The organism is Agromyces sp. S2-1-8, from assembly GCF_021129215.1.
GTDB classification, from domain to species: Bacteria; Actinomycetota; Actinomycetes; order Actinomycetales; family Microbacteriaceae; genus Agromyces; species Agromyces chromiiresistens.
On record NZ_JAJOLP010000001.1, the window covers coordinates 533,395 to 545,095 of the forward strand.

General features: G+C 71.0%; 7 protein-coding genes. 1 reads left to right on the forward strand and 6 read right to left on the reverse strand.

Annotated elements, in window-relative coordinates; all coding sequences use genetic code 11:
* Positions 1–20: 20 nt before the first annotated feature.
* Both LR269_RS02400 and LR269_RS02405 read right to left on the reverse strand, forming a co-directional pair.
* On the reverse strand, positions 21–1,124 hold the full coding sequence (locus tag LR269_RS02400) for a phospholipase D-like domain-containing protein (protein WP_231429111.1): 1,104 nt from the start codon (positions 1,122–1,124) through the stop codon (positions 21–23).
* 238 nt (positions 1,125–1,362) lie between these two features.
* Positions 1,363–2,214 carry a phytanoyl-CoA dioxygenase family protein gene (locus LR269_RS02405; protein ID WP_231429112.1) on the reverse strand — a complete coding sequence of 284 codons (852 nt, stop codon included), beginning with the start codon at positions 2,212–2,214 and terminating at the stop codon, positions 1,363–1,365.
* A gap of 66 nt (positions 2,215–2,280) precedes the next feature.
* Here LR269_RS02405 and LR269_RS02410 point away from each other — a divergent pair, with 66 nt between their 5' ends.
* On the forward strand, positions 2,281–3,093 hold the full coding sequence (locus LR269_RS02410; RefSeq protein WP_231429113.1) for an AraC family transcriptional regulator: 813 nt from the start codon (positions 2,281–2,283) through the stop codon (positions 3,091–3,093).
* A gap of 404 nt (positions 3,094–3,497) precedes the next feature.
* Here LR269_RS02410 and LR269_RS02415 read toward each other — a convergent pair whose 3' ends face one another.
* The 4 genes from LR269_RS02415 to LR269_RS02430 all read right to left on the reverse strand — a co-directional run bounded on the left by LR269_RS02415 (position 3,498) and on the right by LR269_RS02430 (position 11,611).
* Positions 3,498–7,865, reverse strand: a complete 4,368-nt coding sequence (locus LR269_RS02415; protein ID WP_231429114.1) for an endo-alpha-N-acetylgalactosaminidase family protein — start codon at positions 7,863–7,865, stop codon at positions 3,498–3,500.
* Between the two features lie 61 nt (positions 7,866–7,926).
* Positions 7,927–9,702 (reverse strand): glycoside hydrolase family 35 protein, encoded by a 1,776-nt coding sequence (locus LR269_RS02420; protein WP_231429115.1) that lies wholly within the window; start codon positions 9,700–9,702, stop codon positions 7,927–7,929.
* Entirely contained in the window at positions 9,699–10,613 is a 915-nt protein-coding gene (locus LR269_RS02425) for a carbohydrate ABC transporter permease (protein ID WP_231429116.1), read from the reverse strand. Before LR269_RS02425 ends, LR269_RS02420 begins: the two co-directional genes overlap by 4 nt.
* Positions 10,610–11,611, reverse strand: coding sequence for a carbohydrate ABC transporter permease (locus LR269_RS02430; RefSeq protein ID WP_231429117.1), 1,002 nt, complete (start codon positions 11,609–11,611; stop codon positions 10,610–10,612). Before LR269_RS02430 ends, LR269_RS02425 begins: the two co-directional genes overlap by 4 nt.
* Positions 11,612–11,701 lie beyond the last annotated feature (90 nt).

Genomic DNA, 11,701 nt, shown 5'->3' on the forward strand with positions numbered 1-11,701 from the left:
GCAGCCGCATCGCCCGGCGCTCAGCCGGGGATCGGGGCACCCAGATCGGCGATGATGCGCTCGATCTCGCCGACCGCATAGGCCGCGAGTTCGCGTTGCTCGGCCTCGGCCGCGGCATCCGTCTCTTCGAGGTCGCCGATCACGATGATGTTCTCGTCGTTGAGGGTGTTGGCGGGGGCGGTGTAGTTGAAGCTGCCCACGACGAGCAGGCGCTCGTCGATGACCATGAGCTTGTGGTGAAGCTTGCGCACGCCCGTCTTCGGCTTGTTGACGTAGAGGTCGACGTCGCCGGCGGCGAGGCCGGCGGTCGCGGCCCACTTCGCGGCGCCCTGCTCGCGGTCGAGCACCCCGCGGATGCGCTGCACGAGAGGACGCAGCCGGATCATCGTGTCGTCGATGCCCGAGGACTGCGCGAAGGTGAACATCGCGAAGTCGACCGACTCCCTCGCCTTCAGCATCTGCTTCATGATCTCCATCTCGGGGCCGTGCCGCGGCGCGAACAGCGGCTTGACCCGCACGTGCGGCAGGTCGAACTCCTTCGGCTTCGGCTCGACCCGCTCGTGGAGGTCGCCGAACGTGCCCGAGCGCATGCGCTCGAACTCGTGGACGTACTCGGTCGCGGCCCGCTGCCCGTGCAGCACCACGACGTGGTTGAGGTTCTGTCCGGCGCCGCGGCCCGAGGTGGCGTTCGTCCCGGTGTCGGTGAGCGTGAAGTTGGTCGAGCCGGTCAGCACCGCGGCCTTCGGCTTGCGCGTGTCGCGCACGATGAACTTCTGGTGGAAGATCTTCGGGTTGAGGTCACTCACGACGTCGACCCTGGCCTTCAGGAGCACCCCGAGGATGATCCGGTTCTCCTCGTGGTCGCCGGCGCTTCGCCAGGGGTCGGCGAGTGCGGTCTCCTCCGTGAGGTAGTCGCCTTCGAGAATGAGGCGCACCCGGACGCCGCGGGCCCTCGCTGCGATGATCGATGCCGCGATCGCGCGCGAGTCGATCTCCTGCACCGCGATCGCGAGGCTGTGGTCGGCCTCGTCGATGAAGTCGCGGATCGCGCCGTCGAGGTCGTCGGGTCCCCCGACCGACCGCGGGCCGAGGTGCAGCTCGATGCCGCCGATGCTCACCGACATGAGGGGCCTCCTTACCTGAGACATCCTCACCCAGGATGCCGCGCGGAGTGCCCGTCCGGATCAGGGCGGGCCCGGAGGCCGGTGCCTCGGAACCGGCGCCGGATCTCGTGCATGCTCCGGCGATTCGACCGCGCAGGATCGACGACGGCTCGGCCGTCGGCGCCCGCAGGGGCGTACGGTACGGGGCCGCTGCCCCGGTCCGGCATGAGCACGAGCGGTCACGCGGGCGCCGAGCCGCTCACAGCCCGTCCTCCAGGTGCCAGTGGTTCTGCCAGCGCCAGTCGATCGGCTCCGACAGGCGCTGGTACCGGATGTCGGTCGACAGGCGCATGCGCCCCTCGGCGTCGACGTTGTCGAGGCCGGCGTGCACGAGGTGCGCGGAGTGCACCATGACGTCGCCCGCGGCGTAGTCGGCGACGAGCCAGCGGGCGTCGTACTCGTCGGCGAGGCCGGGAAGATCGGCGGTGATCGACGCCGCGGGGTGGCGGAGTTCACCGGCCGCCTCCTGCGCCATCACCCGGCGATGGCTGCCCTCGAGATAGGCGAGTCCGCCCCGCTCGAGCGGGATGTCGCCGAGCGGGATCCACATCGACAGCACGCGGTCGCTGCCCTCGCGGAGGTACACGAGGTCGTAGTGCGCCTGCGTGGCCGTGCCGATGCCGCGCTCGCCCGGCTTCGTGTGTCGGATGATCTTGCGCCGGTGCAGGTGCACGTCGTCGCCGAGCAGCCACGCGAACCACTCGGAGATCCGCGGCGACCGGCAGAGCGCCTCGTACTGCGCGCCGGGCACGATCTCGTCGAACAGGATGCGCCGGTACGAGGCCCGGTCGACGTCGTGCGGCGCGGCGATGCCGTCGACGGGGTCGGACCCTTCGGCGATGAGGCCCGCTTCGGCGAGCACCTCGAAGTAGTAGCGGCGGAACTCGAGGACGTCCTCCGGCACGAGATGGCCAGTGAGGTAGAGGTACCCGTCTCGGCGCAGCCGGGCCCACAGCGCATCGCGATCGCCGCGCTCGGCCATCGGCACCGGCTCGAGCTCGCCGAGACGTGATGGAGTTTCTTCGAGCACGTATCCGTTGGACGTCAGCATGCGTCCATCATCAACTCGGGCGAGCGCACGCGGAATAGACTCCTGAGACGAAGGAATTGGACTTTCATGACCGCTTGGGCGCTCTACTCGCAATCGCACCCGCTGCTCGTCGAGTACGGCCTCGCCTGCCTCGGGGCCGGTCGGCACGAAGGCCCGTCGCCCGGGTTCGGCGGCCGGCGCCGGCTCGGCGACTATGCGATCGTCTTCGTCACGAGCGGCGCCGGTGTCTACCGCGACCCGCTCGTCGGCACGATCGAGATCGAGGCGCCGGCGACGATCCAGGTGCTCCCGCAGCGTCCGCACGACTACGCCTCGCCGCGAGGCTGGACCGAGCACTGGGTGCTCTACACGGGGGCGACCGTCGCCGCCTTCGAGGGGCTGGGCGTGCTCGACCGGCGCCGGCCCGTGCAGCTCGGCGTGACGCTTCCGGTCGACCTTGCCGTCCGATTCGACGCACTGCGCGGCGCGCTCGGCCGACCGGGCTGGCGGGGAGCGTTCGACGCATCGACCCTCACGCAGGACCTCCTCGCCGACTCGGTCGCCGGCCGCCGCGCCTCGCCGACGGCGAGCGAGGCGACGGTCGCCGCCGTGCAGGCCGATGCTGCGCTGCACCTGGATGTCGCGGCCCGAGCCGCGCTCGCGGGCGTGAGCGTCGGCACGCTCCGCGAGCACGTCAGGGAGGTGACCGGCGGGACGCCCAACGAGCTCGTCATCGGCACCCGGATCGACCGCGCGTGCGGGCTGCTCGCATCCACCCGCCTCGCAGTGCGGGCGGTCGCGGCGAGTGTCGGCTACGACGACGCAGCCTACTTCTCGCGCCTGTTCACGCAGCGCATCGGAATCGGCCCGGCCGAGTTCCGCAGGCGGCACCGCCGCTAGCCGGTGGCTAGGCCTCGTCGTCGGGCCAGAGGCGCCGCGTCGCCGGAAGCGCGTCGAAGAGTTCCGCGCCGAGCACTCGACGGAGCTCGGGCACCGCGAAGTCCGACCTCGAGCCCGTTCGAGAATCGGCCCAGCTCGCGCAGCACGATCACGAGCCGTCGGTCGTGACACAACACCTCATCGAGTACGAGCCACCCGGGCAGCTCGCCGGGCGGCGGCTGCCACCACGGAAGTATCGGCGGCTGGGCGCCCGGCTCGGGAGGCACGTGCAACCGGTCGAAGAATCCGCCTTCGGAGTGCATGATCCGCAGGCTAGACGCACGAACGCCCCCGCGGTGAGGATCGCGGGGGCGTTCGCGCAGGTGGGCGCCGGCGGGGCGGCGAAGCGGCCCGGCGCCGGTCGATCACTCGGCGCCGAAGAACTCCAGTTCGGCGATCGAGGCCCATGGCTGCCCGTTGTGCGAGCTCGTGGCGACGACCTTCACGAAGCCGGCGGTCACCGGCTCGTCGAACATGACGGGCTGCGGCGCAGTGCCGGTGGCGAGCTCACCGCTCGCGACGGGGTCGCCCCAGTCCTCGCCGTCGGCGCTCACGTACACCTCGTAGCCCTTGATGCGGCCGTTCGGCTCGGTGCCCGGACGCTGCTGGATCGAGATCCCGCGCAGCTCCTGCGCACCGCCGAGGTCGATCGAGACGTGGTGCGGGTAGGCCGGCGAGGCGTTGAGCCACTCGCTGTGCCAGCAGCTCGCCGGGTCGCCGTCGATCACGTTCGTCGCGTGGCCGTCCTCACCCTCCGTCTCCTCCGAGTCGGCGTCGACGACCGTCATCGCGTCCTTCGGCAGCGGCGTCGGCGCGGCCGCGCGGGTGCCCCAGACGTTGAGCTCGTTCGCGCCGGCGAAGGCCGCACCGTTGATCGCGTTGAGCCCGACGAGCTTCACGTACCGCGCGTCCGTGGCCGCGAACGACAGGTGCTGCACCTCGGCGGTGCTCGCGAACTGGCCGGCCTTCACGGGGCTGCCCCAGTTCTTGCCGTCGGTGCTGAGATACAGCTCGTACTGCTTGATCGAACCGTTGCCACGACGCACCTGGTAGTCGAACCCGTCGACCGCGTAGCTGTCGCCGAGGTCGAGCGCGATCCAGTGCGGGTACGGGGTGTCGGGGTTCACCTGCGACCACGCGGAGTGCCACATGGTCGCGGCGTTGCCGTCGATCGCGGCATTCGCGCTGCCGTCGCCGGTGCCCGGCTCGGCGTCGCTGACCCCGGCGATCGAGAGGCGCGACTGCGGGATCAGTCCCGGCGGCAGGGTCGGCACCGAGACGGATGCCTCGACGGTTCGCGTGCCGCCCGTGACGGTGTACCCGGTCGAGGCCGAGATCTCGTAGCTCCCCTGCTCGATGTCGGCCGGGGCCGACACGCGCCAGGTCGTCTTCACCGTGGCTCCCGGCGCGACCGAGGCGAACTCCGCGGCGCCGACGGGGGCGACCTTCCAGCCCTCGGGCGCGACGAGCTCGGTCGCGACCTGCGTCGCGGGCTCGGGCTCATGGTTCGTGAAGGCGGTGGTGAAGGCGTTGGCCTCACCCGGCACGAGGCCGCTCACGGGCGCGGTGAGCGCGAGGCGGGCGCAGGCGCCCGAGGTCTCGCTCTCACCGAGGTCGACGATGCGGAGGTTGTCGAGGATGAGGTCGGACCCTGCGCCGCCGACGGCGTTGCGCCGGAGGCCGATGTACGGGTCGCCGCAAGCGGGTGCGTCGAACTCGTGCACGAACTCGGTCGTCTCGTGGACGGCGTCGAACGCCGACGAGGTGAGGTCGACCGTCTTGGACGCACCGTCGGCGATCTGGTCGACGCCCGTGACGAACGAGTAGGCGCCCGCGACCCCGCTCTGATAGTCGAACGAGACCCGGTAGCGATGCCCCTCCACGAACGGCGCGGTGTACTCGGAGGTGCGGTAGACGAGTCCGCGGTTCTCCTCGTGCGCCATGAGCGAGAAGTCGCCGTCGAGCACCATGTCGAACGAGCGGCCGTTCCAGCCCTGCTGCGTGAAGGGCTCGTTGCGCTTCGCGATGTGGGTGCGCGGGTCGGTCGAGCCGCCCGCGTCGCCCTTGAAGAACGGGCCCCAGCCCTGGTCGACCTGTTCGAAGTCCTCGTCGACGAGCACGTCTTCGCGCCCCGTCGGGTCGTCGCTCGAGACCACCCGCACGTTGTCGATGCGCACGGGCGCCTCACCGTCACCCGCGGCGATCGTGAGCGTCGGCCGGGTGTCGGCGGTCACGGTGATGTAGGTCCGCAGCCGCTGCAGCGTGGTGTCGCGCCATTCATCGGCCGCCATGAGGTTGACGGCGCCAGAGCTGTCGATGCTCGTCGAACCGCCCTTGCCGGCGTCGCCTGCGACGTCGACCGACAGGGTCGTCGGCCTGGTCCGCCCGGCCGCGACGCCGAGGTCGGCCGAGACCGCGTAGGTGCCGGGCGCGAGCTCGCCGAGACGCTGGCTGATCGAGGCCTCGCCGGCACCGAGCACGGCGGCACGGCGGCCGCGGCCGTCGATTTCGACGGTCGCTGCGCCCTGCGGGTTCCAGCCGTCGAGGTCCGTCTCGTTGAAGCCGGGGTCCTGCACCGGGGTGCCCTGGCCGAACGAGGCCTTCTTCGGCAGCGTCGATGCGCCCGTCGCCTTCGCACCGGGCACGAGCACGTAGGCCCGGCCCGCTTCGGCGTCGATCGTGACGGCGCCGCCCGTGACGGGCAGGTCGGCGACCTTCGTGCGGCCCTCGTCGCCCAGGGCGAACAGCTGCAGGGACGAGGCATCCGCGAACCCGTCGGTGAGCTGCCACGTGGTCTGACCGCCCGCCGGGCTGTAGTGGTAGAGCTTGTCGGCGGCATTGCCCGCCTTCGACGACCACGGCAGCAGGTACGTGTCACCGCGCAGCACCTCGGTGCCGTCGACGGTGATGACGCGGTCGGCGGCCGAGGTGCCGGTCACGCTCACGCCGTCCTCGAAGTCGATGCGGTCGGCTGCCCACCGCGTGATCTCGTGGTGCTGCAGGAATTTCGCGGGCACGTTCGCCGTCCACACGTTCTCGAGGAAACCGGGGAAGTCGTTCTGCCCGGTCCAGCCCTCGAACTCGACGATGTGGCTCGTGCCGAGCAACGGATGCGGGTTCCACACGTCGGACTGCGTGTTGTTCACGAAGCGCAGGATCTGCGAGTTCACGCCCTTGTTCGACGAGCCGCCGTAGTTCTCGTCGTTCGCCCAGTGCGACCACGTGTTGTTCTCGGCGAGCTTGTCGGCCCACTCGGAGCCGACGCGGAAGCCGTGCTCGACGAGCGAGTCCTGCAGCGTCTGGGCGAGCCAGCCGTGCTCGTAGTAGACGTCGATGTAGGCGAAGTCGAGGTTGTCGTCGGTCGCGTCTGCGAGCTCGCCGATGCGCTTGTCGAGCTCGCCCGAGACGCGGTCGTAGCGCTGGTCGATGTAGTACGACTGGTCGAGCCAGTTCCAGCCCTTCGAGTTCTCGTTCGCGATCTCGTCGCTGAACGAGTTCGCCTCGGGGTAGATCTCGGTCGCGTTGAGGTGAACGCCGAAGGAGGCGTTCCACTTCTTGCCGGCCTTCACCGCCGCGTTGAGCTCGTCGAGCCCGCCGGCGCGCTCGTTGAAGTTGTCGCCGTAGTCGGTGTTCGCCGAGTCGTGGCCCTCGCTCGTGAAGCCCTTGAGCATGGCCACCTGGCCGAGGCCGTCGGTGTTGAGCGCGATGCGCTTCACGTCGTCGAGGGTGCGCAGGAACGGGTGGGTCGCCTGCGAGGCGAAGTTGAACGGGATGTGCGTGATGACGTTCTCGGGGGTCTGGTCGCCCTTGTTCGGGGCGACGCGGATGTCGCGCATCGCGATCGCGCCGTCCTGCCAGTCGACGACGTCGTCGCCGTTGGCGTCTGGGGTGATCGCGACCGCGACCCACGGCAGCTCCTCGGTGTCGCTCGACCCCTGGGCGCGGTAGAGCCACGGTCCGCTCGCGATGCCGACCTCGACGCCGTCGCCGTCGCCGTCCGCGACCGCCTGGCGCCAGAAGTTGCCGGCGTCCTTCTGCGAGGGCCCCGACGAGGTGTCGTAGAGCGCGTTCGTCGCGAACGCCGCGGCGAGCTCGCCCGTGTTCGCGATGATCGCGTTCGAGCCCTTGGGCGCGGCATCGAGGGGGGTGCCGGCCGTCACGGAGAGGAACACGTCGCCCGAGACGTTGCGGTCGACCGACAGGTTCGCCGCCGCGACCGCGGCGCCGGCCTCGTCGGAGGAGACGGTGACGAGCCGGTGGTTCGGGATCTGCAGCGTCTTCACGACGCCGTCGGGGTCGGTGATCTTCGTGACCTCGATGGTGACGACGTTCTGCTTCACCGAGAGCCGCGCCTCGATCGAGACGCCGTCGAGGGCGGACGGCGTGAGCACGTAGTCGACCGCGTCGCCGTCGTCGACGCGCGAGGCGACCTCGACGGGCTCGGCCGTGCCGTTGATCGTGATCGACGTGATCGTCGCGTCGTTGCCGTGCATCGTCGCGCCCGACTCGCGGTCGATGTACGCGACGACCTGCGGGAAGCCGGCCGACGCCGTCACCGCGAGATCGCGGCTCTGCAGGGCGAACGTCTCGCCCGCGACGGCGACGGCGAACCCGTCGGGCACGAGTGGGGCGGCCTGCGCCGGCACCGCGCCGAGCGGGGCGATCACGCCGCCCGCGATGGCGCACCCCAGCCCGAGTCGCCAGAGGCGGCCAGGGGGTCGTGATGAAGGCATCTTCGTCTCCATTCCCGCGTCGTGTCGACGCGTCCACATCGACCTGCGCCGACGGCGCAGTTCAGTCGAAGGTCTCGATGTACTCCTGCTCGGGTCCGAGCTCGGCACGCTCGCGCAGCTCGACGGCGTCGCCGAGTCGCTCGAGCTCGAGCACGGCGATCGTGTTCTCGCCCGCCCGCAGCAGCGGCGCGGGCACGTAGTAGGTCTGCTGGGGACCGATCTCCCAGTAGCGGCCCAGCAGGAATCCGTTCACCCACACGAACCCCTTGCCGAAGCCGGGGAACGCGAGGAACGCATCGGCCGGCTCGTCGACGGCGAGGTTCGCCGTCGTCAGCCCGGCCAGCTCGCGCGCGCCCCACTCGTCGAGCGGCAGCGGTCGCGCCGCCCAGCGCTGCACGAGCCGTCGGTCGAGCTGCACGCCGCCGAGGATGCCCTTGCCCTCGCCGAGCAGCGGACCGTAGTTGATGCGACCCTGGTTCTCGACGACGAGCTCGAGCACGACGGGCCGCCCCTCCCCCGCGAGTCGCACGCCCGATGCGGCCTGCTCGGCGTCGAGCACCGCGACCCGCACGCCGTCGACGAACACGAGGGCGCGGTCGCGCAGCCCCCGGATCGTGAGCAGTGCCCCGCCCGACGGCACGACCGGACGGGCCTCGTAGAGCACGAGGCCCGCGTCGAGGCCGAGCTCCTCGAACGTGGGCGGGTTCGCCGCGCACACCGGCTCGCCGGCCGCGCGCAGCACGTCGAGCAGCTCGCGACCCGGCCGCACGGGCAGCGTCGCCGCCGGCAGCACGGGCGGGGTCGGGGATGCCTCGGGCGGCGTCAGCCCCGAGGCATCCTGCAGCACGTCGCGGATGCGACAGAACTTCTCGGTCAGCGCGCCGTTCTCGGCGATCGGGGCGTGCGAGTCGTAGCTCGTCTGCGTCGGCTGCAGGCGCACGCCGTCGTGGTTCGCGCCCGACCAGAGGCCGAAGTTCGTGCCGCCGTGCGCCATGTAGAGGCTCAGCGAACCGCCCTCGGCGATGATGTCGGCGACGACGCCGGCCGCGCCCTCGGGCGTCCGCACGTGGTGGGGGTCGCCCCAGTGGTCGAACCAGCCGTTCCAGAGCTCGGCGCACATGAACGGCTCGTCGGCGCGGCGCTCGCGCAGCATCGACGCCGCCTGCGCGGCGCGCGAGCCGAACGTCGCGGTCGCGAGCACGCCCGGCACGCTCCCGCCGTCCTGCATGAGCTCGGTCGGGCCGTCGGCCGTGTAGACGAGCTCGGTGACGCCGCCCGCGACCAGACGCTCGTGCAGCCACGCGAGGTAGTCGGCGTCGTCGCCGTAGCTGCCGAACTCGTTCTCGAGCTGCACGGCGACGATCGGGCCGCCGTGGCTCGCCTGCAGCGGCACGAGCCGCGGCAGCAGCTCGTCGAACCACGCGTCGACGGCGTCGAGGTAGGCTGGGTCGCTCGAACGCAGGCGCAGGCCCGGCGTGCCCGAGAGCCAGGCGGGAAACCCGCCGTTGTCCCACTCGGCGCAGATGTACGGCCCGGGCCGCACGATCGCGTCGAGGCCGACCTCGGCGGCCAGCTCGAGGAAGCGCTCGAGATCGCGCCAGCCCGAGAAGTCGACCTCGCCGCGGCGGCGCTCGTGGAAGTTCCACGCGACGTAGGTGTCGACGGTGTTGAGGCCGAGCGCGACCATGCGCTCGAGGCGGTCGCGCCACTGCGCCGGGTGCACCCGGAAGTAGTGCAGCGAGCCCGAGAGGACGCGGTGCGGACGGCCGCCGCGCAGGAAGGCGCCCGCCTCGTACGTGAGCAGCGCGGTCGCGGCGCGCTGTTGCGTGTCGGTCACTTCACGGCCCCCGCGGTGAGCCCGGCGCGCCAGAAGCGCTGCAGGCTGAGGAAGGCGATGATGAGCGGCACCACCGAGAGCAGCGCGGCCACCACGACCGTGCCGGCCGGCACCTGCCCGTTGCTGCCCGCCCAGCCGACGAGGCCGACGGTCACGGGCTGCAGCGAGCTGTCGTTCAGCACCATGAGCGGCAGCAGGAAGTTGTTCCAGACCTCGACGAACTGGAAGAGGAAGATCGTGACGAGCGCCGGCGACATGATGCGCATGCCGATCGAGAAGAAGATGCGGAACTCGCCCGCCCCGTCGATCCGGCCGGCCTCGATGAGCTCGTCGGGCACCGACTGCGCCGCGAACACGCGGGCGAGGTAGACCCCGAACGGGCTCACGACGCTCGGCAGCAGCACGGCGAGCGGGTTGTTGAGCAGCCCCACCTGGTTGAACAGCAGGAAGAGCGGCAGCGTGAACATGACCTTGGGGATGAGCACGGCGGCGAGGATGACGCCGAACACGACGCCGCGGCCGCGGAACTCGTACTTCGCGAGCGCGTATCCCGCCATCGCCGAGAGCAGCGTTCCGACGAGCGCCGACGTCCCCGCGTAGAAGACGCTGTTGAGCATCCACCTGCCGAAGATGCCGTCGCTCCCGGCGAAGACGAGCGCGACGTTGTCGAACAGCCCGAAGCCGTCGAACCACAGGCCCGGCTCGGAGAACTGCTTGCCGACGGGCTTCGTCGATGCGACGACGAGCCACCAGATCGGCACGATGAAGTAGAGGGCCGAGAGCCCCAGCAGGGCGAAGACGCCGAGGCGGCTCGCGAGGTTCGCCTCTCGCCGCGAGCGGCCCGGGCGGTCGGCATCCGGTCGGTCGGAACGCGGCGGTCGCTCGGCCGACACGAGGGCGGGGGCGCTCATCGCTCGCCTCGATTCATGAGCTTGAAGAAGGTGAACGAGAGCACGCCGACGAGGAGCGCGAGCACGACCGACTGCGCGGCCGCGTAGGGGTAGTTCTGGGCGGTGACCTGCGCCTGCGCCGCCATGAGGGGCGTGAACGTGTTGCTGATCGCTCCGCCCGAGATGGTCTGCAGCACCTTGGGCTCGTTGTAGAGCTGGGCGGAGCCGATGATCGAGAAGACGGCGGTCAGCACGAGGGCCGGGCGCACCATGGGGATCTTGATGCTCCACGCGATGCGGAAGGCGCCGGCGCCGTCGAGGCGTGCCGCCTCGATCGTCTCGGCGGGGATCGTCTGCAGCGACGAGTAGATGATGAGCATGTTGTAGCCGGTCCAGCCCCAGGTGACGATGTTGGCGACCGCCCACAGCACCACCTCGGGTGCGAAGAAGGGGATGCCGGTACCGACGACCCGCTCGAGCAGGGTGTTGATCGGGCTCGTCACGGGCGAGTAGAGGAACGACCACATGACGGCGGCGATGACGCCGGGCACGGCATAGGGCAGGAAGGCCGCGAGCCGGAAGAAGCCCTTGCCGCGGGCCGAGCGCGAGTCGAGCAGGAGGGCCAGCACGAGCGCGAGGCCGAGCATGACGGGCACCTGCACGAGTCCGAACAGGGCGACACTGCCGAGCGACGCGATGAAGTCGGCATCGCCGAGCAGGCGGGCGTAGTTCGCGAACGGCGTGAACTCGAGCGTGGGCGCCTCGAGCCCGAGGCCCGAGCGCTGCAGGGTGAACAGGCTCTGCACGAACGCGAAGGCGATCGGCACGAGGTACATCGCGGCGAACAGCACGCCGAAGGGCAGCAGGAAGAGCAGCGGGATGCGCCAACGGCCGGCGGCGCGGCGCGGGGCCCGACCGCCGGGGGCGGGGGCATCGGGCCCGGAGAGCCCGGGGCCGCCCGTGCGCCCGCGGCGCGCGGTGCCGGCGGTCGTGACCGCCCGGGTCGATGAGGTGAGCATGTCGTCCTGCGTGGTTCTCGTGGTGGCGCGCGGTGGTGATGCGCGGTGGTGGTGCGGGCCGGGGCGGATCCTCGCCGCCCCGGCCCGGGT